Source organism: Kluyvera georgiana ATCC 51603, assembly GCF_001654985.1.
In the GTDB taxonomy this organism is placed as follows: domain Bacteria; phylum Pseudomonadota; class Gammaproteobacteria; order Enterobacterales; family Enterobacteriaceae; genus Kluyvera; species Kluyvera georgiana.
In genome coordinates, this window is sequence record NZ_LXEU01000068.1 from 1 (window position 1) to 25183 (window position 25183).

The 25183-nt window shown below is 51.9% G+C and carries 21 protein-coding genes, 2 pseudogenes and 1 other annotated feature; of the genes and pseudogenes, 13 read left to right on the forward strand and 10 right to left on the reverse strand.

From position 1 onward, the window contains the following. Together M989_RS17030 and M989_RS26555 are read left to right on the forward strand one after the other, a co-directional pair. Positions 1 to 945 (forward strand): capsular polysaccharide export protein, LipB/KpsS family (locus M989_RS17030; RefSeq protein ID WP_483413966.1); only part of this gene is annotated, 945 nt, incomplete at its 5' end. A gap of 363 nt (positions 946 to 1308) precedes the next feature. Then, a pseudogene (locus M989_RS26555) lies at positions 1309 to 1515 on the forward strand (CatB-related O-acetyltransferase); the annotation flags it as partial. A 376-nt stretch (positions 1516 to 1891) separates the two neighbouring features. On the opposite strand, the gene M989_RS17040 reads toward M989_RS26555, so the two are convergent. From M989_RS17040 to ettA, 6 genes are all read right to left on the reverse strand, one after another. Further along, positions 1892 to 2980 (reverse strand): right-handed parallel beta-helix repeat-containing protein, encoded by a 1089-nt coding sequence (locus tag M989_RS17040; RefSeq protein WP_064547207.1) that lies wholly within the window; start codon positions 2978 to 2980, stop codon positions 1892 to 1894. A gap of 7 nt (positions 2981 to 2987) precedes the next feature. Further along, positions 2988 to 4232, reverse strand: coding sequence for a capsule biosynthesis protein (locus M989_RS17045; RefSeq protein WP_064547209.1), 1245 nt, complete (start codon positions 4230 to 4232; stop codon positions 2988 to 2990). Between the two features lie 14 nt (positions 4233 to 4246). Beyond that, entirely contained in the window at positions 4247 to 6262 is a 2016-nt protein-coding gene (locus tag M989_RS17050; protein WP_064547213.1) for a capsular polysaccharide biosynthesis protein, read from the reverse strand. A 65-nt stretch (positions 6263 to 6327) separates the two neighbouring features. Continuing rightward, complete coding sequence (locus M989_RS17055; RefSeq protein ID WP_064547217.1) at positions 6328 to 8001, reverse strand: polysaccharide biosynthesis/export family protein; 1674 nt, start codon at positions 7999 to 8001, stop codon at positions 6328 to 6330. A gap of 30 nt (positions 8002 to 8031) precedes the next feature. Next, positions 8032 to 9087 (reverse strand): capsule biosynthesis protein, encoded by a 1056-nt coding sequence (locus M989_RS17060; protein ID WP_209438771.1) that lies wholly within the window; start codon positions 9085 to 9087, stop codon positions 8032 to 8034. A gap of 505 nt (positions 9088 to 9592) precedes the next feature. After that, positions 9593 to 11260, reverse strand: coding sequence for an energy-dependent translational throttle protein EttA (gene ettA / locus M989_RS17065; protein ID WP_064547221.1), 1668 nt, complete (start codon positions 11258 to 11260; stop codon positions 9593 to 9595). Positions 11261 to 11482: 222 nt separating this feature from the next. On the opposite strand from ettA, the gene sltY reads away from it, so the two are divergent. Continuing rightward, positions 11483 to 13420 (forward strand): murein transglycosylase, encoded by a 1938-nt coding sequence (gene sltY, locus M989_RS17070; protein ID WP_064547222.1) that lies wholly within the window; start codon positions 11483 to 11485, stop codon positions 13418 to 13420. Between the two features lie 63 nt (positions 13421 to 13483). Then, positions 13484 to 13822, forward strand: coding sequence for a trp operon repressor (trpR, locus tag M989_RS17075; RefSeq protein ID WP_064547224.1), 339 nt, complete (start codon positions 13484 to 13486; stop codon positions 13820 to 13822). A gap of 62 nt (positions 13823 to 13884) precedes the next feature. Here trpR and yjjX read toward each other — a convergent pair whose 3' ends face one another. After that, entirely contained in the window at positions 13885 to 14403 is a 519-nt protein-coding gene (gene yjjX / locus M989_RS17080) for an inosine/xanthosine triphosphatase (RefSeq protein ID WP_064547230.1), read from the reverse strand. 53 nt (positions 14404 to 14456) lie between these two features. On the opposite strand from yjjX, the gene gpmB reads away from it, so the two are divergent. Further along, positions 14457 to 15104, forward strand: a complete 648-nt coding sequence (gene gpmB, locus M989_RS17085; protein ID WP_064547235.1) for a 2,3-diphosphoglycerate-dependent phosphoglycerate mutase GpmB — start codon at positions 14457 to 14459, stop codon at positions 15102 to 15104. On the opposite strand, the gene robA is transcribed toward gpmB, so the two are convergent. Then, the gene (gene robA / locus M989_RS17090; RefSeq protein WP_064547237.1) at positions 15101 to 15970 is read right to left on the reverse strand and encodes an MDR efflux pump AcrAB transcriptional activator RobA; all 870 of its coding nucleotides are present in this window, start codon (positions 15968 to 15970) and stop codon (positions 15101 to 15103) included. The genes gpmB and robA overlap by 4 nt on opposite strands. 211 nt (positions 15971 to 16181) lie before the next feature. Here robA and creA point away from each other — a divergent pair, with 211 nt between their 5' ends. Beyond that, positions 16182 to 16664, forward strand: a complete 483-nt coding sequence (gene creA, locus M989_RS17095) for a protein CreA (protein WP_064547241.1) — start codon at positions 16182 to 16184, stop codon at positions 16662 to 16664. A gap of 40 nt (positions 16665 to 16704) precedes the next feature. Here the strand turns inward: creA and arcA are convergent, their stop codons facing one another. Continuing rightward, entirely contained in the window at positions 16705 to 17421 is a 717-nt protein-coding gene (gene arcA, locus M989_RS17100) for a two-component system response regulator ArcA (protein ID WP_064547242.1), read from the reverse strand. A gap of 96 nt (positions 17422 to 17517) precedes the next feature. On the opposite strand from arcA, the pseudogene yjjY reads away from it, so the two are divergent. The 7 genes and pseudogenes from yjjY (at position 17518) to M989_RS17130 (ending at position 24318) form a co-directional block, all read left to right on the forward strand. Then, positions 17518 to 17659: pseudogene (yjjY, locus tag M989_RS25640) on the forward strand (YjjY family protein). A gap of 400 nt (positions 17660 to 18059) precedes the next feature. After that, positions 18060 to 18746, forward strand: a complete 687-nt coding sequence (locus tag M989_RS17110) for a tRNA/rRNA methyltransferase (RefSeq protein WP_064547243.1) — start codon at positions 18060 to 18062, stop codon at positions 18744 to 18746. A gap of 189 nt (positions 18747 to 18935) precedes the next feature. Then, the gene (gene thrL, locus M989_RS25645) at positions 18936 to 19025 is read left to right on the forward strand and encodes a thr operon leader peptide (RefSeq protein ID WP_074398816.1); all 90 of its coding nucleotides are present in this window, start codon (positions 18936 to 18938) and stop codon (positions 19023 to 19025) included. Continuing rightward, positions 18964 to 19081 (forward strand) — a sequence feature (Thr leader region). (Overlaps the previous gene by 62 nt.) A gap of 25 nt (positions 19082 to 19106) precedes the next feature. Beyond that, entirely contained in the window at positions 19107 to 21569 is a 2463-nt protein-coding gene (gene thrA, locus M989_RS17115; protein ID WP_064547244.1) for a bifunctional aspartate kinase/homoserine dehydrogenase I, read from the forward strand. A gap of 1 nt (position 21570) precedes the next feature. Next, entirely contained in the window at positions 21571 to 22500 is a 930-nt protein-coding gene (gene thrB, locus M989_RS17120) for a homoserine kinase (protein WP_064547245.1), read from the forward strand. A 3-nt stretch (positions 22501 to 22503) separates the two neighbouring features. After that, positions 22504 to 23790: a threonine synthase gene (thrC, locus tag M989_RS17125; RefSeq protein ID WP_064547247.1), complete on the forward strand. Its 1287-nt coding sequence runs from the start codon at positions 22504 to 22506 to the stop codon at positions 23788 to 23790. A gap of 195 nt (positions 23791 to 23985) precedes the next feature. Continuing rightward, positions 23986 to 24318 (forward strand): DUF2502 domain-containing protein, encoded by a 333-nt coding sequence (locus tag M989_RS17130; RefSeq protein ID WP_064547249.1) that lies wholly within the window; start codon positions 23986 to 23988, stop codon positions 24316 to 24318. 34 nt (positions 24319 to 24352) lie between these two features. Here M989_RS17130 and yaaA read toward each other — a convergent pair whose 3' ends face one another. Next, positions 24353 to 25126 carry a peroxide stress protein YaaA gene (yaaA, locus tag M989_RS17135; RefSeq protein WP_064547251.1) on the reverse strand — a complete coding sequence of 258 codons (774 nt, stop codon included), beginning with the start codon at positions 25124 to 25126 and terminating at the stop codon, positions 24353 to 24355. Between the last annotated feature and the right edge of the window lie 57 nt (positions 25127 to 25183).

The window sequence follows — 25183 nt, forward strand, 5'->3', positions numbered from 1 at the left end:
ACTGTTTTTTATACCATCCCATCGGAAGAAAAGCCAAGCTATGCAACGGTAAGATCTTTTCTATCATCAGTATATAAAGCCGTTATGGAATATAAGAATGTTGCTATTATTCCTCGAAATCAGTGGAACTGGAGAAAGTGCGACCCCTTATTCGAAGGGAGCTATGTAATTAGCTATCATACAAATGGGCCTCTAAGTAAGAAACATCTGCATATTCAGGAATCAACTTTAGCTGGTCGTTGTAGCATTGATAACATGGGATTTGCTGGGTTCTCCAGCCTGGCAATGAAGCATGAATATTTTGATTATTGTAAGAATTCCCCAGAAAAAATAGAAGTAATGAAAAAGTGTATTCAATATTATATTGATAATAATATATCTAAATATGCGCAACAAAATGAAGCTGCAGAGCTGGATCTTAGTATGGAGTATGTCTTTATTCCGATGCAGGTTACTACGGATGTTGTTGCCTCCTTAGCATATATTGATGGTGGTCGTTTACTTTCTATTGTTGCTGAACATTTTTCTCATACGAAAACTAATGTATTGGTTAAACGGCACCCTTACTGTAAAAGCTTATCGATTCAGAAAAAACTCAATGAATTAAGTGATTCTGGAAAGATTATTATTGTGGATGCATCTGTGCATGAGCTTATTGAAAATGCAAAAGCAGTTTTTACTGTTAATAGTGGTGTCGGTCTTGAAGCGATTATCCATAATAGAAAGGTTATAGCCACTGGGGAATGTGAATATTGTTGTGCATTAGCAGCTCAACCTAAAAGTGAAGATGAGTTAAAAAATATTCTTGATAACATTGATAATATCACTTTTGAACAGTCACAACGCTTAAACTTTTTAACGTATTATATTAATGATTATGCTATTTCGAAAGATGATGTTGTTTGTATTAAAAATAAAATAAATGAGTGGATTGCAGAGTGTTAATTTAACAAAGGAGCTAATATGAATATAGCTAGACATACTAGTGTCAATTTATTAGGTAATAACTCTCGGGTTGATGATAGTAGTGAATTAATTCCGCCGGTAAGGTTGTATGGGAAGGTAATTGTAGATGCGCAATCGTGTATTGGTAAGTATACTTATATAGGCAGTGGAACATATGTTACTAATGCATCTATAGGATCCTATTGTTCTATTGCTAGAGGGGCTGAGATTGGTACCAGAGCACATCCGCTAGGGATGCTTTCTACACATCCATTTCAATATAATTTACATCATTTTACGGGACAACCTGGCTACAATATTGCAAGAACCCCTTTAACTCAAATAATGAAGAAAACGGGAACAGCAATTATTGGATCAGATGTTTGGATTGGTACCAAAGCCATTATCAAAGGTGGCATAAAAATCGGTCATGGCGCTGTAATAGGTGCCGGATCTGTTGTAACAAAAGACGTCCGTCCATATGCAATCGTAGCCGGTGTTCCAGCCAAAGAGTTACGTCGTAGATTTGATGACGAAACAATAGAAAAACTACTTGAATCTACGTGGTGGGATATGGATCCTATCGATATGGATGGTATAAATTTCAGTGATATTGATATCGCGTTGGCAGAGATAAAGAAGAGAAAGCAGAGCTATGCATCATCATTTGCTCAGGATGCATGTTCTGAAATTAATAATATCATTGATAGCAACAATGGGATTATATGGTTTGATATTAATAAGTCATATCTCTTCAAGTATTTTTTTGTTGATAAAGAAAATGTTGAAGTTATTTGTTCTCCATTTGGTAATGGAGTTATGAAAATAAAGAAAATATGGTTCAATGAGAAAATAAATGCATTTGGACTCCGCGTTGATAAAATGAGTGATAAAATCATTAAAAATTCAGTGATCTTTAGATTTTTATGATCTTTATCTGATTTATTCAGTTTTTATCAATGATGTTGTCGTGAATTTCATTCCCTTGTTGAGTGTAATTTGTTTTGTCTAAAATATCTCTTGAGGGAATAGATATTGCGTTCTTTGTTTTTATGAATGTATTTTTTGTTATTATATTAAAACTGCTTTCTACAATAATTCCTATGATGGAACCGTTAAAACTATTGTTATATATAATGTTTCTATCGGCATGATCCTGGTAGTATTTACCCTCTGAGTCAATGCTTTTATCGCCACAGTCCCAGTTTGATAGGTTTTTTCTCTGTCGTGATGCTATCCATACTCCAATTTTTTCGTTCGAAAAAATATTTCCTGATATTATATTATTGTCTGAACTTTGCCATCTTAATGTAGACTTATTTGATGATATTTTTTCGCCGCAATTTTTGTATAGAAATATCCCACCCGCAGCATTTGAAGATATTGTGTTGTTATTTATATAATTGTTAGCAGATGAATCTATGGCTATCCCCTCACGTAGGCTTTTTCGGGTTGTAGATGATCCATTACCAATAATCTTACTGTTTGTTATACTGATGTTTTTAGTGGCTTGCTCAAGATATATACCAACACCTTGAGAGTTTATCGATGAAATACGATCAAGAGTAATATTGTGAGCATAAGAATCAATATATATACCAACACCGCCACTGTGTAACGCTTGGCAGTTTTCTAGCTTAATATTTGAAGGGGCAAGTTTGTAATTTTTTTCGTGATCCTCTCCCCATTTACTCATGGCAATACCAGATGTGATTCTTATTGCATTTTTTGTAAAGTTTTCGAAGTTACAATTTCTGACGGACACGTTGTTGATGCTTTTTTTAGTACCGCCAATGAGTAATCCGCGTGTTTTTTCACCATGACCATCTATTGTCATATCGTTGCAATTTAATTCTACATCTGATGTTGTTATTTTTATTGTTTTAGCTATTTTACACTCTTTTGGAATCTCATATTTCCCATCCTTTGATATCGCTATATTTTCCTGACATACATGCGTTAATGTGTCAGCGTATGCGCTTGATTGCATGGTCATGAGCAGAGATGCTATTGCTGGTATAAGTATTTTTTTCATGATGAGTTTAGTGTGTTTCGGTGGCGATGTAGTTATTGTTTTTTTCTTCCTGAAATGAGTTAAAGCTGACACTTTTATTCGAATCATAAAACACCGCATTAATCTGCGTAGTCTCCAGCAAATACCCACGAAACTGATTCAACAGTTTCACATCCGGCTTAAACCCCGCCGTCCAGAACTGGTGCAAATGTCCCTGATACGTCAGTCCTTTGATGTCGTACAGGGCATTTCCCATCACCTTGAGCGATTTATGGTGAATCAGCGCTGATAAACCCGCCGTACTGTTAATGGTCACTACCGCTTCGGCATGCTTAAGCATTTCCGGCATCGGTAGGTCGTGTACGTACAGAACACGGTTCTGCACGCCGTATTTAAGGCTGAGTTGTTTGATTAACGGGCCATACAGGCGATGCCCGCGATCCATCGGGTGGTGTTTAAATACCAGAAATTTCGTCGCTGGGGCTTTGGTGGCAAAAGAGTACATTACGTCATTAATATAATCGCGCACATCGTCATAAGGGCTGTGGTGGCGGATCTGGCTATCGTTATAAACCTGCAAAATTGCCAGGTAGAAACGATTATTCAGTTGTGTTTGCAAGCGCGTCAGAACATGCCGTTCTTTAAACGCATACCAATGTTTACGCCGCCATGCGCGCATCCAGCAGCGCATTTCGTACCACGGGGAAAAGGATTTATGATGCTTGTAATTGGGGTAACTGCGGCGATGATACCAGGCAATCAAATAATACCAGGTTGCATGCCAGCAACGCAGGCGAGTTGACGGTTTTAGGGAATGAACGATGCGCGGCGGCATGTCGGGTAAATGTCGGTAAAAGTCTGGATCACGGGGAAGGGAAGAGTAGGCGTTTACCCCACCTTCCTCAAGGGTAATAAAATGAGGGCGCAGATAGCCTTCTTCAAAAGTTAAAAAGCGCAACCCCTTGGCATTAGCCCACAGGCGTGCGGCCTGGTGTAAGGGGCGACAATCTCCGAAGCAGACGATGGTATCAAAGGGATAAGTGTGCCAGATCTCTTTTAACCAGTGCGCAAACTGAGCTGGCGTGCCTGAATAGTGCAGGACAGGGCGCTCACGGCAATAAAACCTATCGCCGCCGTTAAACACCACGTTGGTGGCCTCACGCCCTTTGCTTTCCAGCCAACGTGCCAGGTCGCTAAAAAAAGGGCCCATTGGCCCCTGCAATAACAGGTAGCGCTTGCCGGCCAGCAGGTTGTTCATTGCGGTGCTTTCCATGCTCTCTCCTGATATCAGTTAAATTTTATGCGATAGAGATTGATGGCTTTTCGTCCTAGCCGTGTCAGTCGGTTGGTTTTTTTGCGCATCGCGATCTCCGGGCGAGCCTGCCCCATCAGCCACTCAGCCGCCTCTTCTACCGACATGACGTGGTGTTCCTGCGGGTGAATGTAAGTGGGATAAGCCACCAGAGCATGATAGATAAGATCCTGCAGCATCAATTTCCGCTGTCGCCTTGGATGAGGATGTTCATCGATGGTCAGCCCCCAGCCTGCGTAAAACGGCTGTCCATAGCAGTAGACGATTTTGCCGTGCAGCAGCGCCTCAAACCCGGACAGCGAGGTCATGGTATGCAGTTCATCTGCCTGTTGAATACAGTCGATAATGTCGGCATCGTGCGCGATGCAATCAGCCAGTTCAGCCATAACGTCTTGAGGGATCTGACCGGGACGATTACCGGTGGTCACATCGGGATGAGGCTTGTAGATAATGAAAGCATCCGGGTTACGATCGCGAACCGTTTGCAGTAGCGCCCGGTTGGTGCGGATACTGAGCGTTCCCGTGGCGATTGAAGCATCATTTTCAACCTGCCCGGGAACCAGCAGAATGCGTTTATTTCCGGCGGGAGGAGATTGCCAGGAATGACCAACATTATATTTGCTGAGCTTACTCTCGACTAACCGCTGGCGCAGCGCTTCGGCACGCTCTCGTTGTTCTGGCGTTAACTGAGAGCGGTTGAGCTGTGTTTCCAGGTCGCTTGGTCGCGTGGCGTCGTAGTAAACCCCTGTTTTATCGAGAACCAGAGATAATGGCGTCAGTAAGTCCGAACCAAGCCCTGAGGATCTCAGGAAGCCGTCCTCCATCCGCCAGAGTGGAATATCGCGTTTGAGCGCTTCGGCTTGCCAACGTTGTTCACCCAGAACACCCCAGACCACGCAGGCTGTGGCATCACGGCCGCGCAAAGTAAAATTCACGCGATTGGCTGAGGTTTTTAAATACGGCTTTACAATACTCGCTTTCCACAACGTCATACCAGGTGCCCAGAGCACGCCTGGTCGGGCGAGCTGATGCGCCCGATTGCGTTGGAGGTAGGCCAGTACCTCAAATAGCGTGGCGGATTTTCCGGTATGGGGATGGATATAGCGTGAATAACGAAGCCAGGCGGCGCTGACCAGCGCTGTCAGTGGGGCGTGTCCCCGCCTGCTGGCAAGTTCGTCGGCCTGCGGATGACGATCGTCGGTCAGCCCCCATCCCGCATACCAGGGCATACCAAAGCAAACGACTTTTTTGCCCGCCATTAACGCCTCGATGCCGTATTGCGAGGTCACGGTATAAACCGTCGTTACCTGACGCATCAGCGATTGCGGACTCACATCGTCGGTAATGAGCCGGATGTGCGGATCGTCGGTTAGCGTAGAAAAATAGCCTTTCTTTTTTCCCGTCAGCACGTCGGGATGTGTCTTCACCCAGATTTCGCTATTGGGATGCTCTTCTTTGGCACAGGTGAGCATGCTGGCAAACTGTATTTCAGTTGCTCCACCCATCGTGACCGAAACGTCTCCGTAGGTCTGGTCGATAACCAGCACGGCACCTGCTGGGTGATCCTCGGTGAAGGGAGGGGCATGGTTATACTTTGACAGATCGTTGTCGACGATAAAGGCGATCGCCCTTAGCGCATCCTCTCTCAGCGTGGAATCAACGGCCTCGTGTTGAATCAGCTTTTCCAGCCGGCTCGGTTGGCTGGCGTCGTAATAAATCCCGAGGTCGTCAATCACTATTGACAGAGGCGGCGCGCCATTGACCCCAAGGCCAAGCGAGCGTGTAAAGCCATCCTCCAGGCGTAACACCGGTAATCCGACTTTTTTCGCTTCCGCAACGGGGCGCTGTGCGGAAGGACGGGCACCCCAAACGGCGATAGCACTGACCTCGTCATACAACGGGGAAAATGTCGACAGTTTGGTATAGGCCTCGCCTAAGAAGACCGCGAGGTGTGGGATCTGGCAGATCCCTGAAGAGTAGATGCCTATCATCCTGAACGGCTTCCGTATTGGGTGGAATAACGTGTGGCGAGGTTCCCCCCGCCACGCCCCTGGCGTTACAGATCCAGGATCACTTTGGCGGCAACCGCCAGCTGGTAGAGGATGGTCGAAATACCTCGTGTCACTTCGATATTTTTCGATTCATACTTCGGCAGCACCATAATCTCATCGCCGGCCTTCACGTCTTTAACCTCATCAGCATCCACCGCTTCACCATCCTGGCGAATGACGATGATTTTTGACTGGCCGGATTTTTGCGTCAAACCACCACATTTTTTAATATAATCATCCACATCCATTCCATCTTCCCAACTGACCGCATTGGGGAAGAGTACTGAGCCGTGCACCATCACCAGCGAGGTTTTTTCCGGTATGGTGATGACATCGCCATCTTCCAGCAGTACCGAACCGATGTTGTTTTCGTTGAGTACGACTTCGCCTTTAGGGATCACGTTGCGTGCTTTGGCGACAAAGCGACTGACCAGCTGCGCTTCCTGAACGCGTAAACGCGCTTCTTCCTGCGTCGATGATTGGGAAGCCAGAGAGGCTTCTTCCAGCTTTTGCAATGAGAGGTCGAGCATCTCTTTTTGTCTTATCGCTACTGAGTGGCGATAAAGCTGGATGCTGTCCATCTGCGACATGCTGTTGGTGCGGATTTGCGATAACACCTGTTTCATGGTGCTCCCGTATGGCAGCACCAGCGCATGTTCGCCGGAGTGCGCCCCCTCAATACGGACCTGGATGGTGCCAGCATAGCGGTCGGAACTGATGATGAGCTTGTCGCCATCCTGCAGGCTTCTGCCGGGGGCGCTGCTTAGCGGGTAGTATTCCGTCCGCTTAACCGTTCCCTGTTGTCGCACAATGGTGAAGTGCGTTGCGCCTGGTTTAGGGCGTGCCCAGTTCAGCGCCTCCTCAACCGGAATGGAAGCGTTAGCGAACTCAAAGTCATAACCGTTATAGACGTCGCCTTCCACGCTGAAGGTGTACTTGCGCGGGCCAACCACAATGGTGTCACCGTCGGCAAATTGTGAGAGTGAAAGCGTGCCGTTGAGCAGGAAGTCGTACAGATTGATATGTGCGCGCGTCGATTTCCCCCGTTTAATGGTGATATCAACATAGCTGCCACGCGCGCTGTCTACCCCGCCTGCCTTACTGAGATAAGACAGCAGGGAATCAGACGCCACGCCGCCGTAGAGCCCCGGATTTTTGACGAAACCAGTGACAAAAACCTTAACCGGCTGAGCCTGAAGCAAAGAGGCATAGACGTTGACGTTAGACTGGTAAACTTGTTTTACTTTGGTCGTCACCAGCGTATTGAGTTGACCATTGGGGACGCCAGTTACTTTTAGTGGGCCAATATTGGGAACGAAGATATTGCCTTTCGGGTCGACCGTGAGCGCGCCATCGAAGTTAAATGCTCCCCAAAGCCGGACCTGAATCGTATCCCCGAGCCCGACAATATAGTTTGGGTTAAAACCGATGCTGGCCCCTTCATTGGTGGAGGTGCCGTTAAACAGCTGTGCGCCAAACATACGGCTGAGCGTTGCTTGCGGCACCGGCACAGGCGTTTCATCGAAGCCGCTGGTCGCGGCAGCGTTTGTATTCTGCGGATTGAGTATTGAAGGAAGCGGCGCCGCGCCGGTTAATTCCGGGTTTGCCGTCACGCCGACCGCAAACGATGTGCCTGCCTGTAATAACAGCAGTAAAAAAAGGCATTGTGCTCGTTTCATAATAAACCTGATTCCGTGGTGGCGTTAACGTTAGTCCTGGTGATCTTCAATGATGGCCAGCAGCAGTTTAGTCACACCAAACAGCAGGCAGCAGACCAGCAACCAACTCGCCAGAAGATAAGGTACGTCGGGGAAAGTCGATTCCTGCGGACGCTGAGGAGAGCTGATAGTCGCCAGTGTTTTAAGTTTACGGGCGCTCTCAATGCGGGTTTTTTCGATGGCTTTTAGCGTGAGTGCATACACATCGGTATCAAAAGCCACCTGAGATTTAATCTCTTCGAAATCCACAGCCATGCTGTTGAGTTTTTTGCCTTCAGGCGCAGTGATCTTACTTTGTTCCTGATCGATCTGTGATTGAAGCGAGGTAATGGCATTCTGTGCGCTGATGACCTGCGGCGCATCGTGGCGCAGATAGGTGCGTAAATTACGTAAGTCCGCTTCCATCTCGATTTTTTTCGCTATTAGCGTATTCACCAGAGTCGTTGCGGCTTCCGCCGAGGCCAGCGGATCAAGGATATTGTGGCTATTTTGGTAGGCGAGCAGCGTCTGTTTGCTGGCGTTGAGATGTGCGCGCGCCTCCTTGAGTTGATCTTCAGCGAACCGCATTTGCTCGCGGGAAATCCGGTGAGACAGTTCATTAATAAAACGCTCGGATTCCTGCAATATGGCACGATTGAAAGCGAGGGCGAATTCCGGTGTAAACCCTTGTGTTTCAATGCTCAGCAGTCCGCTTTTTTCATCGTAATCGACGGTTAATCGCTGGCGATAGTAGTTTAAAAACCGTTCCTCGCTGATATGTTTGGGTAAATGGTAGAGGAAGTCCCAGCCGCTGTTGCCGAATGCCTGATGAAAATTGAGCTGCTTATCGAGAATATGCAGCATGTCTGGAGAGTTTATATACTCTTTGAGATACAGCGAATCCTCAACGGATGAAGGGTTAGATGCCCCCAGAAGCAGGCCAACGTTCAGGCTGGCGCTGTCTATTTCATTAGGCCGTTTTACCGCGACCTTTGATTCGCTCACAAAGCGTGGCTGGCTAAATATTGCCAGGTAGACAATTAATAATGCCATTGGGGCTACGATCATCCATTGCCACAGATGACCGCGTCGCGCTAAACGTTGAACCCGGCTCCATCCTTGTTGGCGGATAATTCGCAGTTTACGCGTTAAAAATAAAGTGCGTGGTAAAAGTCTCTTCATAGTCTGGCGGTGTACGTCCAATGAATTTATATATGAAATATATCTTATTTAACCATTATCAATTCAATATCAATCAGGTGAGATAAAACAGCTGTAATAAGACATATCAAATCCTTGTGATTGTCATTAATTATTTGTATGGAATATATATGTTTATAATTGGTGCGAATTTGACTGGGTTATAAGGCTCACCGCTATCGGGAATGTATTTTTAACACAGTGGTTAATATATCTCAATGTTGATGGGGACGAATTGCGGTGAATATTATTGATAATATTTGGTGAGGTTATGAAAGGTTTATATATATAGGGGCGGGATTTATTTGTTGAATAAATGATGATTTGTTTTTAATAAAAAGGCGAATGATTTTTATCATTCGCCTTAACGGTATTATTTCGCGATACGTTTGTACTTGATACGCTTCGGCTCCAGCGCGTCAGCGCCCAGCGTGCGTTTCTTGTACTCTTCGTATTCGGTGAAGTTACCTTCGAAGAACTCCACTTTACCTTCATCCTGGTAGTCCAGAATGTGGGTCGCGATACGGTCCAGGAACCAGCGGTCGTGCGAGATAACCATCGCACAGCCCGGGAACTCCAGCAGGGCGTTTTCCAGCGCGCGCAGGGTTTCGATATCCAGGTCGTTGGTTGGTTCATCGAGCAGCAGGACGTTACCGCCAACCTGCAGCAGCTTCGCCAGGTGCAGACGACCACGTTCACCACCGGACAGCTCGCCTACGCGTTTGCCCTGGTCGGTGCCTTTGAAGTTAAAGCGGCCAACGTAGGCGCGGCTTGGCATCTCGGTGTTGCCGATACGCATGATATCCAGACCGCCGGACACTTCTTCCCACACGGTCTTGCTGTTATCCATTGCGTCACGGAACTGGTCCACAGATGCCAGTTTCACCGTTTCACCCAGGGTGATAGAACCGCTGTCTGGCTGTTCCTGGCCGGACATCATGCGGAACAGCGTCGATTTACCCGCGCCGTTCGGCCCGATGATCCCGACGATAGCGCCCTTCGGTACGGAGAAGGTCAGGTCGTCGATCAGCAGGCGGTCGCCGTAGGACTTACGCAGGTTGGTCACTTCAACCACTTTATCCCCCAGACGTGCGCCAGGTGGAATAAACAGTTCGTTGGTTTCGTTACGTTTCTGGTATTCGGTGTTGTTCAGCTCCTCAAAGCGCGCCAGACGGGCTTTACCCTTGGACTGACGGCCTTTCGCGCCCTGACGCACCCACTCCAGCTCTTTCTCAATCGATTTACGACGAGCGGCTTCCTGAGAAGCTTCTTGCGCCAGACGCTGATCTTTCTGTTCCAGCCAGGAAGAGTAGTTGCCTTCCCATGGAATACCTTCACCGCGGTCCAGCTCCAGGATCCAGCCGGCGACGTTGTCGAGGAAGTAACGGTCGTGGGTAATTGCCACAACGGTGCCTTCGAAGTCGTGCAGGAAGCGTTCCAGCCACGCCACGGATTCCGCATCCAGGTGGTTCGTCGGTTCGTCGAGCAGCAGCATGTCTGGTTTTTCCAGCAGCAGGCGGCACAGCGCCACGCGGCGGCGTTCACCACCGGAGAGGTTCGCGATTTTCGCATCCCAGTCCGGCAGACGCAGCGCATCAGCGGCACGTTCGAGCTGCACGTTCAGGTTGTGACCGTCGTGCGCCTGAATAATCTCTTCAAACTTGCCCTGTTGCGCGGCCAGCTTATCGAAGTCGGCGTCCGGTTCAGCGTACTTGGCATACACTTCATCCAGGCCTTTCAGCGCGTTAACCACTTCGGCCACCGCTTCTTCAACGGATTCACGGACGGTATGCTCAGGGTTCAGCTGCGGTTCCTGCGGCAGGTAGCCAATCTTGATACCTGGCTGCGGACGCGCTTCGCCCTCGATATCGGTATCGATACCAGCCATGATTCTTAGCAGGGTAGATTTACCAGCGCCGTTCAGACCCAGAACACCGATTTTTGCGCCAGGGAAGAAGCTCAGCGAGATGTTTTTCAGAATATGACGTTTCGGCGGAACCACTTTGCCGACACGATGCATGGTATAAACGAATTGAGCCACGTGGACTTCGCCTCTTTTTTATCGTGATGAATAGAGTTTTTCAAAGGCGAAGTGTAGCTGTTTTCCCCGCCCAATCCCAGCAGGCAAATTCTGCTGTGCGGTATCGCAGATAAAACGTAAAAAAGTGTTCATGGCGTGGCGCATTGGTCGATCAGTCGTTAGCATCAAATGATTACGCGGCATGATGCTGCACCGACGTAACGTGACAATGAGGAAGAGCTTGTGCAAAAAGCCCAACAATTTACGTGGCGTCTGCTGGCAGCCAGTGTCTGCCTGTTGACAATCAGTAGCGTAGCCCGCGCCGATTCGCTGGATCAACAACGTAGCCGCTATGCGCAAATCAAACAGGCCTGGGATAACCGCCAGATGGACGTGGTCGAGCAACTGATGCCGACTCTGCGGGATTACCCTTTGTATCCTTACCTGGAGTACCGCCAGATTACAGGCGATCTCATGAATACCCCGACGCTAACGGTAACTCGCTTCGTGCAGGCTAACCCGACGCTGCCGCCAGCACGAACCCTAAAAAACCGCTTCGTCAACGAACTCGCGCGCCGACAAGACTGGCGCGGCCTGCTGGCCTTTAGCCCTGATAAGCCAGGCACCGCCGAAGCGCAGTGCAACTATTACTATGCCAAATACAATGTGGGTGATACCCAGGGGGCCTGGGAGGGCGCAAAAACGCTGTGGCTGACCGGACAGAGTCGGCCTAACGCCTGCGATCCGCTGTTCAGCGCCTGGCGAGCATCCGGCACGCAGGATCCGTTGGCGTACCTTGAACGCATTCGTCTGGCCATGAAGGCGGGTAACACAGGTCTGGTGAAAGCACTGGCCTCGCAAATGCCCGCCGAGTATCAAACTATCGCGACGGCGATTACTGATTTGGCCAATAACCCAAATACCGTGCTGACCTTTGCGCGTACAACCGGGGCGACGGATTTCACCCGTCAACTGGCGGCGGTAGCGTTTACCAGCGTCGCGCGTCAGGACGTGGAAAACGCGCGCTTGATGATTCCGACGCTGGTTCAGGCGCAGCAGCTCAATGACGAACAAGCTCAGGAGCTGCGCGATACCGTTGCCTGGCGTCTGATGGGATCGGATGTGACCGACGAACAGGCGCGCTGGCGTGATGATGCCATTATGCGTTCGCAGTCAACCTCGTTGGTTGAGCGCCGGGTGCGTATGGCGCTCGGCACCGGAGACCGTTCTGGTTTGAATACGTGGTTGGCGCGGCTGCCGATGGAAGCGAAAGAGAAAGATGAATGGCGTTACTGGCAGGCCGATCTGCTGATGGAGCGGGGCCGTGATGACGAAGCGCGCAGCATCTTGTTGTCGCTGATGCAGCAGCGCGGTTTCTATCCGATGGTTGCCGCGCAGCGTCTGGGCGAACCTTATGCGCTGCGGGTAGAGAAAGCGCCGGGGGCAATCTCCTCCGCGCTGACCAGCGGGGCGGAAATGGCGCGCGTACGCGAGTTAATGTACTGGAATCAGGACAATACGGCGCGCAGCGAGTGGGCCAACCTGGTGAGTAGCCGTAGCCAGACGGAGCAGGCACAGTTAGCGCGTTACGCTTTCGATCAACACTGGTGGGATCTGAGCGTGCAGGCCACGATTGCGGGTAAACTGTGGGATAACCTGCAAGAACGCTTCCCGCTGGCATATAACGACCTGTTTGTGCGTTATACCTCCGGTAAAGACATCCCGCAGAGCTACGCCATGGCGATCGCGCGTCAGGAAAGCGCGTGGAACCCGAAGGTAAAATCACCGGTCGGCGCGAGCGGCCTGATGCAGATTATGCCGGGTACCGCGACCCATACGGTGAAGATGTTTAATCTGCCGGGTTACAGCAATCCGGCGCAGCTGCTGGATCCTGAAACCAACATCAATATTGGCACCAGCTATTTGCAGTATGTCTATCAGCAGTTTGAAAATAACCGCATTTTCGCTTCGGCGGCGTATAACGCCGGGCCGGGGCGCGTACGCACCTGGCTTGGCAACAGCGCCGGGCGTATTGATGCGGTGGCGTTTATCGAGAGTATTCCGTTCTCGGAAACGCGCAGTTATGTCAAAAACGTGCTGGCCTACGACGCCTACTATCGGCACTTTATGGGCCAGAAAGAAGACGTGCTCAGCAGTAATGAATGGCAACGACGTTACTGATAGGTTAGACCTGTGTTATGCTTGTACTCGTTTAAGAGTACATGCATAACATGGTGGCCTGACATGACCCAACAATCCCCTTATTCAGCGACGGTAGCTGAGCAGCGCAACCAGGAGTGGCTTCGCTTTGTTGAGCTTCTGCGTCTGGCATATACCGACGACCTTGCTCTGCCGCTGCTTAATTTAATGATGACCCCGGACGAGCGCGAAGCGCTGGGCACCCGCGTGCGGATTATTGAAGAACTGCTGCGCGGTGAAATGAGCCAGCGCGAGCTTAAAAATGAGCTGGGGGCGGGGATCGCCACGATCACCCGTGGATCGAACAGTCTCAAATCGGCGCCGGTAGAGCTGCGCCAGTGGCTGGAACAAACCCTGCCTAAAACGCAGCGCCAGGCCGGATAAGGCGTAGCCGCTATCCGGCAATACGCACCGTTGTGCCTGATGGCGGCTAAGCCTTCTCAGGCCTACTGGCGGTAGAGTGCGTTATGGAACGGGCTTAACGCCAGCACGACCGCCTGGTGGTATACGCTGCTGCGGGTCAGCACGCCGGCGGTGAAGACGCCAATCGCCCCTTCTTTATTACCAATTTTATCGATGCCGGTGTACTTCGACATCACCGGGCCGAGCGCTTCGCCCGCCCGCACCTGCTCGAGAATAATCTCTGGCAGCGGGAGCGTTGCGGACCTCGCCTCGCCACGCTGGCTGCGGCTTTCAATCACCACCCAGCTAAAGGTCGCACCTTCATCAATTCCGGCTTCAATCGCCACCCAAAAATCTGCATCCGGGCGCGCGGCTTTGGCATTGGTGACGCGATTACGCGCGCCGGTGCGGGTTTCTTCACTGCCGAAGGGCTGCTCTGGGACGCCCGTATCGACGGAGATGGCGTCGATTTGACAGGATCCTTCGCCAAAAATCAGCTCAAAAGCCGCAAGAATTGCCTGAATTTTAGCAGGATTGGTGGTAGCGGAGACAACTTGATGCATAATCTACACAACTCAGATAATAAAATGTCATCGCAGTATAACGGATAAAAAACATGTTACAGGTATATCTTGTTCGCCATGGCGAAACTCGTTGGAACGCCGAGCGGCGTATTCAAGGCCAGTCCGATAGCCCCCTGACGGCTAAAGGAGAGCAGCAGGCGGTGCAGGTGGGTGAGCGTGTGCGCACCTACGGCATTACCCATGTTATCGCCAGCGATCTGGGCCGTACGCGCCGTACCGCCGAGATCATTGCCGATGCTTGCGGCTGCGGCGTGACCCTGGACGCGCGCCTGCGTGAGCTGGATATGGGCGTGCTGGAGCAACGTCATCTTGATTCTCTGACGCCAGAAGAAGAGGAATGGCGTCGGCTGGTGGTTAACGGCACGCCGGATGGTCGTATTCCGCAGGGCGAGTCGATGCAGGAGCTGAGCGAGCGTATGCACGCGGCACTGGCTGCGTGTTTGGATCTCCCATCGGGCAGCCGTCCGTTGCTGGTGAGCCACGGCATTGCGCTGGGCTGTCTGGTGAGCACGATTCTGGGGTTGCCCGCGCACGCGGAGCGTCGTCTGCGTCTGCGTAACTGTTCTATCTCGCGGGTGGACTACCAGGAAAGCCTGTGGCTGGCGCCGGGATGGGTGGTGGAAACGGCAGGGGATATCTCACATCTTGATACCCCTGCTCTGGATGAGCTACAACGTTAGCGACGAATCGGGATCAGGTACTCGCAGCGCAGCATAATTGGCGGTTCCTGATGCCGTGCTTCGTCCTGTGGGAAGAAGCGTTCGATATCCTGGCCCTTACGGCGGGTCAGGTTGAGCATTGGCATGCAGGTGCCGTACAGCGTCAGGATAAACTCCTGCAGGCCTGTTCCCAGCCCTTCATAGGTGAACATCACGTACTCGCCGCCTTCCAGCGTGACCGGATGGGCATCGTTGATGTGACCGTTAGCCAGCTCCGGTGTGAGCGCCGTGGTGTAGAACACTTCCTGCTCATCATCTTTTTCGAGGCTCGGGCGTGGTTCATGCAGCCCGTACAGCATTGGCGGAATAGAGGGCGAGTTGCCAAGGAAATCGGTCCAGAACTGGACACGCATTTGCTGACGGAAGTCGGAAATCTCTTCCAGCTTGCAGGTATAGCTCTGGGTCACGCCCACCAGGTGGGTAGTCGGTAGGGTGATGAATTCGTATTTTGGCATCGTGAACTCACCCAGGCGCAGCGGTGGACGCATCCCGAAGGAGCTCCAGTCCGGCGAGCGACGATACAGCGCCGGCGTCAGCGTAAACTGCTTTTTAAACGCGCGGGTGAAAGTCTGTTGGGAGTCAAAACGATACTGCAGCGCGATATCCAGGATAGGACGCGCAGTCAGACGCAGTGCGACGGCAGATTTAGACAGACGGCGGGCGCGAATGTAAGCGCCGATGGCATGGCCGGTGACATCTTTGAACATGCGTTGCAGGTGCCATTTAGAATAACCCGCTTTTGCCGCCACATTATCCAGCGATAAAGGCTGATCCAGGTGCCCTTCTAGCCAAACGAGGAGATCGCGAATAATTCCAGCCTGATCCATAAAGTGCCCTCATCCTTAAAATCTTATGTGCCTGTTACCAAAGTAGCGGATAATAGCATCTTTTGCTGTTTTAGCATTCAGTGTTTTTTTTATGCATAAATGCGTTTTTACATAAGATTTGGCGCTATTTTTTGTAAAGCTGTGATCTTTAAATACTTTCTAATTAGATGTTGAATAATCACACAACTCAATCGACGGAAATGGTAACAATATGAAATACAAGAAATTAATGGCAGGTCTGTTACTCGGCGTCTCCAGCCTGGCGGTTCACGCGGAGCAGATTGGTTCTGTGGATACGGTATTCAAAATGTTTGGGCCGGATCATAAAATCGTGGTGGAGGCCTTTGACGACCCCGATGTCAAAAACGTGACCTGCTATGTCAGCCGGGCGAAGACGGGCGGCATTAAAGGCGGGCTGGGGCTGGCTGAGGATACCTCGGATGCCGCCATTTCCTGTCAGCAGATTGGCCCGGTTGAGCTCAGCGACAAAATTAAGAGCGGTAAAGCGGACGGCGATGTGGTCTTTAAAAAGCGCACGTCGCTGGTGTTTAAATCGCTACAGGTTGTGCGTTTCTATGACGAAAAACGCAACGTGCTCGCCTATCTGGCCTATTCCGACAAGGTGGTAGACGGTTCGCCAAAAAACGCGATTAGCGCCGTACCGATTATGCCGTGGGGTACCGCGGTAAAGTAGGGAGCAAAAAAAACGGCGCTTAACGCGCCGTTTTGTTTTCTTATTCCTGCAGCTCGCCGCAGAAGCGGTAACCTTCGCCGTGAATGGTGGCGATGATTTCCGGCGTATCCGGCGTAGACTCGAAATGTTTACGGATGCGACGAATGGTCACGTCAACCGTACGGTCGTGCGGCTTCAGCTCACGGCCCGTCATTTTCTTCAGCAGTTCAGCGCGAGACTGAATCTTGCCCGGGTTTTCGCAGAAGTGCAGCATGGCGCGGAATTCACTGCGCGGCAGCTTGTACTGTTCACCGTTCGGGCTCACCAGAGAGCGGCTGTTGATGTCCAGCTCCCAGCCGTTGAACTTGTAGCTTTCTACGCTACGGCGTTCTTCGCTGACGGCACCCAGGTTCATGGTACGGGACAGCAGGTTACGTGCACGGATAGTCAGTTCACGCGGGTTGAACGGCTTGGTGATGTAATCATCAGCACCAATTTCCAGACCGAGGATCTTGTCGACTTCATTGTCGCGGCCGGTCAGGAACATCAGGGCGACGTTTGCTTGCTCACGCAGTTCGCGCGCCAGCAGAAGGCCGTTTTTCCCCGGCAGGTTGATATCCATGATTACCAGGTTGATATCATTTTCAGACAGGATCTGATGCATTTCCGCGCCATCGGTCGCTTCGAAAACATCGTAGCCTTCTGCTTCGAAAATACTTTTTAACGTGTTGCGTGTTACCAACTCGTCTTCAACGATAAGAATGTGCGGGGTCTGCATGTTTGCTACCTAAATTGCCAACTAAATCGAAACAGGAAGTACCAATAGTCCCTGACCTGCCTGATGCATGTCGAAAATTAACATGATCGGCGTAACGTGACTAAAGTACGTAATTGCGTTCTTGATGCACTTTCCATCAACGTCAACAACATCATTAGCTTGGTCGTGGGTACTCTTCCCTCTGGACCCGACAGTGTCAAAAACGGTTGTCATCCTAACCATTTTAACAGCAACATAACAGGCAAAGAGACACCAGACCGCCAATAAACCTACGCTTCGTTGACATATATCAAATTCAATTGTAGCACGTTAACAGTTTGGTGAAATCATCGCTTTGGAATGATAACGCCTATCACATTTTTTCCACAACTCAAGTAGTTGCACAGGTTAACTGATAAATGTGATGAATCCAATTACTATCACAAGGTGCGAATCGAAATAGTTCATATAAACAGTAAGATATCTGCTATCTGTTAACATATAAAACGAAAGATTTCGCACTGAATAGTTTAGCGTTTTTTATATGTTATGAAACATCATTTCAGTGATTTTTGTTGCATTTTTGTAAATTCGCGCTGCGCAATATGTTGATGTACATCACATTGTTGCCTGAGAACAGTAAGTTAAGAGAACTTTAAATGCGCTTATCTATTGTGCTGGTTTCACCAGCAAGAGCCGAAAATATCGGTGCCGCCGCCCGCGCCATGAAAACGATGGGATTTAATGACATGCGCATCGTTGATAGCGTTGCGCACCTGGAACCCGCCGCGCGATGGGTGGCTCATGGCTCTACCGACATCCTTGACGGTATTACCTGTTACCCAACGCTGGCGGATGCGCTGCACGATGTGGATTTCACCGTGGCGACTACCGCGCGTAGCCGTGCCCGATTCCACTATTACGCCACGCCGCAGGAACTGGTGCCGATGTTGACAGAAAAAGCGCAGTGGATGGGCCATGCCGCGCTGGTGTTTGGCCGTGAGGATTCCGGGTTAACCAATGATGAACTGGCGTTAGCGGATGTGTTAACCGGTGTACCCATGGTGGCGGATTATCCGTCGCTGAATCTGGGACAGGCGGTGATGGTGTATTGTTATCAGCTTTCGTCGCTGTTACAAAACGCGAACTCCACAGCAACGACAGGTGACGAAAATCAGCTGATTGCGTTAAGGGCGCGTATCAGCAAATTGCTTGAGCGGCTCGAGGTAGCCGGAGATGTAAAACTGGCCGATTGGCTGCAACAACGTATTGGCTTACTTGAGCAACGCGATACGGCAATGTTGCATCGTTTGCTGCATGATATTGAAAAAAATATGACAGAGTAAAATTCTGTCATTGTATTTTCGTATGGTGTTATTGGTTGGTATTTTGCAAAACTTATGCCCGTTGTGGTGGTTTTTCGGCGAATGAACGGGCGGATGTGAATTGATTGCGAAACGTGACGAAGTTAGAAATTCATTGACTTAGTGGGCCAGATACTTTAACCAATAGGGGTATAAGGCACAGACAGCTAAATGACAGAGCACACAACATCCATGATTCGCATCAGCAGCATTATGACCATTACCACCACCACTATTACCACAGGTAACGGTGCGGGCTGACGCGTACAGGAAACACAGAAAAAAGCCCGCACCTGAACAGTGCGGGCTTTTTTTTCGACTGAAGATCAAGGGGTAAAAACCATGCGAGTCTTGAAGTTCGGCGGTACATCAGTGGCAAATGCGGAACGGTTTCTGCGTGTTGCCGATATCCTGGAAAGCAACGCCAGGCAGGGGCAGGTAGCAACCGTGCTCTCTGCCCCGGCAAAAATCACCAACCATCTGGTGGCGATGATTGAAAAAACCATTGGCGGCCAGGACGCGCTGACCAACATCGCCGACGCCGAACGTATCTTTGCTGAACTTCTTCAAGGGCTTGCTACCGCCCAGCCGGGTTTTCCGCTGGCGGAACTGAAGGCGGCCGTTGAGCTCGAATTTGCCCAGATCAAACATATTCTCCACGGCATCAGCCTGCTCGGTCAGTGTCCGGACAGCGTCAACGCTGGCCTGATCTGCCGCGGCGAGAAGCTTTCTATCGCCATCATGGCGGGGCTGCTGAGCGCCCGTGGCCACAAGGTAACGGTGATTAACCCGGTTGAGAAATTGCTGGCCGTTGGCCACTACCTTGAATCGACAGTCGATATTGCTGAATCTACCCGCCGTATTGCCGCCAGCCAGATCCCGGCGGACCACATGGTGCTGATGGCTGGCTTTACCGCCGGTAACGAGAAAGGTGAACTGGTGGTGCTGGGGCGTAACGGCTCCGACTACTCCGCCGCCGTGCTGGCCGCCTGTTTACGCGCAGACTGTTGCGAGATCTGGACCGACGTCGACGGCGTTTATACCTGCGACCCGCGCCAGGTGCCGGACGCGGTGCTGCTGAAGAGCATGTCGTACCAGGAAGCAATGGAGCTTTCCTACTTTGGCGCTAAAGTCCTTCACCCGCGTACCATTGCCCCTATCGCCCAGTTCCAAATCCCTTGCTTGATTAAAAACACCGGCAATCCACAGGCTCCAGGTACGCTAATCGGCGCCAGCAGCGATGATGATGCGCTGCCGGTTAAGGGCATCTCCAACCTGAATAATATGGCGATGTTCAACGTCTCCGGTCCGGGCATGAAAGGGATGGTTGGCATGGCGGCTCGCGTGTTTGCCACCATGTCGCGCGCGGGCATCTCCGTGGTGCTGATTACCCAATCCTCATCCGAGTACAGCATTAGCTTCTGCGTGCCGCAGAGCGACTGTGCGCGGGCGAAGAAGGCGATGGAAGATGAGTTCTATCTGGAGCTGAAAGAAGAACTGCTGGAGCCGCTGTCGATCATGGAGCGTCTGGCGATCATCTCCGTTGTTGGCGATGGTATGCGCACGCTGCGCGGCATCTCGGCGAAGTTCTTTGCCGCGCTGGCCCGCGCTAACATCAACATCGTAGCGATTGCCCAGGGTTCCTCTGAGCGTTCAATCTCCGTCGTGGTCAACAACGACGACGCCACCACGGGCGTTCGCGTCACGCATCAGATGCTGTTTAACACCGATCAGGTGATCGAAGTCTTCCTGGTGGGCGTCGGCGGCGTCGGCGGGGCGCTGCTCGAGCAGATCAAACGCCAGCAGGCGTGGCTGAAGAAAAAGCACATCGACCTGCGCGTCTGCGGCGTGGCGAACTCCCGCGCGCTGCTGACCAGCGTGCATGGGCTGAACCTGGAAAACTGGCAGGCGGAGCTTGCGGAAGCGAAAGAGCCATTTAACCTGGGGCGTCTGATTCGTCTGGTGAAAGAGTATCATCTGCTGAACCCGGTGATCGTTGACTGTACCTCCAGCCAGGCTGTAGCCGATCAGTACGCCGACTTCCTGCGCGAAGGTTTCCACGTGGTGACGCCGAACAAAAAGGCCAACACTTCGTCGATGGACTACTACCACCAGTTGCGTCACGCGGCTGGCCAATCGCGCCGTAAATTCCTCTACGACACCAACGTCGGGGCGGGGCTGCCGGTCATTGAAAACCTGCAAAACCTGCTCAACGCGGGCGATGAGCTACAGCGCTTCTCCGGCATTCTTTCCGGCTCACTGTCGTTTATCTTTGGCAAGCTGGACGAAGGCATGAGCCTGTCGGCGGCAACCAAGGTGGCGCGTGAGATGGGCTATACCGAACCGGATCCGCGTGATGATCTCTCGGGTATGGACGTGGCGCGTAAGCTGCTGATCCTGGCACGCGAAACCGGGCGTAGCCTCGAGTTGAGTGATATTGTGGTCGAATCGGTGCTGCCTGAAAGTTTTGACGCCACCGGCGATACTGAGAGCTTTATGGCGCGTCTGCCGCAGCTCGACGATGAATTTTCCGCCCGCGTGGCGAAAGCGCGTGATGAAGGCAAAGTGCTGCGCTATGTTGGCAACATCGAAGAAGACGGCGTCTGCCGGGTGAAAATTGCCGCCGTTGACGGCAACGACCCGCTGTTCAAAGTGAAAAACGGCGAGAACGCGCTGGCGTTTTACAGCCACTACTATCAGCCGCTGCCGCTGGTGCTGCGCGGCTATGGCGCAGGCAACGATGTTACGGCGGCAGGGGTATTTGCCGATCTTCTGCGCACATTGTCATGGAAGTTAGGAGTTTAAAATGGTTAAGGTGTATGCCCCGGCTTCCAGTGCCAATATGAGCGTCGGGTTTGATGTACTGGGTGCCGCCGTCACGCCGGTTGACGGCAGCCTACTGGGCGACAACGTATCGGTTGAGGCGGCAGACCGTTTCAGCCTGCAAAATTTAGGGCGCTTTGCGGATAAACTGCCGAGCGAACCGCGCGAGAACATCGTTTACCAATGTTGGGAGCGCTTCTGCCAGGAGATTGGTAAAGAGATCCCGGTGGCGATGACGCTGGAAAAAAACATGCCGATTGGTTCAGGGCTGGGTTCCAGCGCCTGTTCCGTGGTCGCTGCGCTGGTGGCGATGAATGAACACTGCGGCAGGCCGCTGGATGAAACCCGGATGCTGGCCCTGATGGGCGAGCTGGAAGGGCGTATTTCCGGCAGCGTACATTACGACAACGTCGCGCCGTGCTATCTCGGCGGGATGCAGCTGATGATTGAAGAGAACGATATTATCAGCCAGCAGGTGCCGTGCTTTGACGACTGGCTATGGGTGCTAGCCTATCCGGGCATTAAGGTCTCTACCGCGGAAGCGCGGGCGATTCTGCCGGCTCAGTATCGTCGCCAGGACTGCGTGGCTCACGGTCGTCATCTGGCGGGCTTTATTCACGCCTGTTATTCCCGCCAGCCGCAGCTGGCGGCAAAACTGATGAAGGACGTGATTGCCGAGCCGTACCGGACCAAACTGTTACCGGGGTTCAGCGAAGCACGTCAGGCGGTGGCCGGCATTGGCGCCGTGGCTTGTGGCATCTCCGGCTCCGGGCCGACGCTGTTTGCCCTGTGTGACAAAACCGAGACCGCGCAGCGCGTGGCGGACTGGCTCGGTCAGCATTATTTGCAGAATCAAGAAGGCTTCGTTCATATTTGCCGGCTGGACACGGCGGGCGCACGAGTAGTGGGATAATCGATGAAACTCTATAACTTAAAAGATCACAATGAGCAGGTCAGCTTCGCGCAGGCCGTTACTCAAGGGCTTGGCAAGCAACAGGGGCTGTTTTTTCCGTTAGATTTACCGGAATTCAGCCTGACCGACATTGATGACCTGCTGACACAGGATTTCGTCACCCGCAGCGCGAAAATTCTCTCCGCGTTTATCGGCGACGAGATCCCGGAAGCCGAGCTTGCCGCGCGTATCGCGACGGCGTTCACCTTCCCGGCGCCGGTTAACAAGGTGCAGGACGACATCGGCTGTCTCGAACTGTTCCACGGCCCGACCCTGGCGTTCAAAGACTTCGGCGGTCGCTTTATGGCGCAGATGCTGACCCATATCGCAGGCGATAAGCCGGTGACTATCCTGACGGCGACCTCTGGCGATACCGGCGCCGCCGTGGCGCACGCCTTCTACGGTCTGCCGAACGTCAAAGTGGTGATTCTGTATCCGCGCGGCAAAATCAGCCCGCTGCAGGAAAAACTGTTCTGCACCCTCGGTGGCAACATTGAAACCGTGGCGATCGACGGTGACTTCGACGCCTGTCAGGCGCTGGTGAAGCAGGCGTTCGATGACGAAGAGCTGAAAGTCGCGCTGGGGCTGAACTCCGCCAACTCCATCAACATCAGCCGCCTGCTGGCGCAGATCTGCTACTACTTCGAAGCGGTGGCGCAGCTGCCGCAGGAAGCGCGTAACCAGCTGGTGATTTCCGTGCCAAGCGGTAACTTTGGCGATCTGACCGCGGGCCTGCTGGCCAAGTCGCTCGGCCTGCCGGTGAAACGCTTTATCGCCGCGACCAACGCCAACGACACCGTGCCGCGCTTCCTGCAGGACGGCAAGTGGGCACCGAAAGCCACTCAGGCGACGTTGTCCAACGCCATGGACGTCAGCCAGCCGAATAACTGGCCGCGTGTGGAAGAGCTGTTCCGCCGTAAAATCTGGCGTTTGAACGAGCTGGGCTATGCGGCGGTGGACGATGAAACCACCAAAGCGACCATGCGTGAGCTGCAAGGGTTGGGCTACACCTCTGAACCCCATGCGGCGATTGCCTACCGCGCGCTGCGTGACCAACTGCAACCGGGTGAATACGGCCTGTTCCTCGGCACCGCGCATCCGGCGAAATTTAAGGAAAGTGTGGAAGAGATCCTCGATGAAACGCTGCCGCTGCCAAAAGCGCTGGCGGATCGCGCCGATCTGTCGCTGCTGTCGCACAACCTGCCGGCCGACTACGCTGCGCTGCGTAATCTGATGATGAGCAAGGCGTAATGTCTCCGTTTCCCCTTCCTGCAGGGAGGGGGAATCAGGGAGAAATTATGCAGAAATTCGGCAGGGAAAAAGGAGAATTTCCCAATAAATGCGGGTGGTTACACTATAGGATTGCGGAGAATAACAACGCGGGTTCCACGGCGGTAAGCTCTCTTCATCGGCCATACTGGCGAACGAAGAACCAAGGAGTTACCCATGTTAAAACCTGCGATGTTTGCACTGGCAATGGTGCTGGCGGCTCCGGTTATCACCCAGGCCGCAGAGATTACGCTGGTTCCGGCCGTGAAGCTGCAAATTGGCGACCAGGACAATAACGGTCGCTACTGGGACGGCGGACACTGGCGCGACCACGGCTGGTGGAACGATCACTATGAATGGCGCGACAACCGCTGGCATGCCCACACGCCGCCACCGCCGCATCACGATAATCGTGGGCACGATGACCATCATGACAATCGCCACGATGACCACGGTCATGATAACCACGGCCACGGTGACGATCATCGCCCACCGCCGGGGCGTCATTAATTAAGTAAGCAGGTCGCCCTGCTGGGCGACCTGCTTACTGCTCGTGGCGCTTGAAGACTAACTCTTCGGCGCTCGAACTTTCCTCATCAAAGAAATACCCTTCGCTATCAAACCCGGTCAGTTGCTCTGGTTTCGACAGACGATTCTCAATGATGTAGCGGCTCATCAGCCCGCGCGCCTTTTTGGCGTAGAAGCTAATCACCTTAAACTTGCCGTTTTTCTCATCGAGGAATACCGGCTTAATGATTGTTCCTTTCAGCGCTTTCGGCTTCACCGAGCGGAAGTACTCATCTGATGCCAGATTCACCACGATATCGTCGCCCTGCTCGTGCAGCGCGGCGTTCAGCGTATGGGTGATTTCCTCTCCCCAGAACTGATACAGATCTTTCCCGCGCGGGTTCTCAAGACGAATCCCCATTTCCAGACGATAAGGCTGCATCAGATCCAGTGGACGCAGCACGCCATACAGGCCGGAGAGCATGCGCAGGTGCTTCTGGGCGAAGTCAAAATCGGCTTCGCTGAAGGTTTCCGCCTTGAGCCCGGTGTAAACATCGCCTTTAAACGCCAGAATCGCCTGGCGGGCGTTCTCCGGCGTGAAGTCCGGGTGCCAGTCGTGGAAGCGGGTGGCGTTTAAATCCGCCAGCTTGTCGCTAATCCCCATTAGCGCTTTAATCTGCGGCGCTGAGAGCTTGCGCGCAACGCCAATCAGCTGCTGAGAGTGCTCTAGCAGCATCGGCTGGGTATAGCGCGTGGTGGCCAGCGGGCTTTGGTAGTCGAGCGTTTTAGCAGGAGAAATCAGAATCAGCATATCCAGTCCTTGCAGAAAATTTCACGCAACTTTAACAAAAAAAGGGCCGCAGGTGAT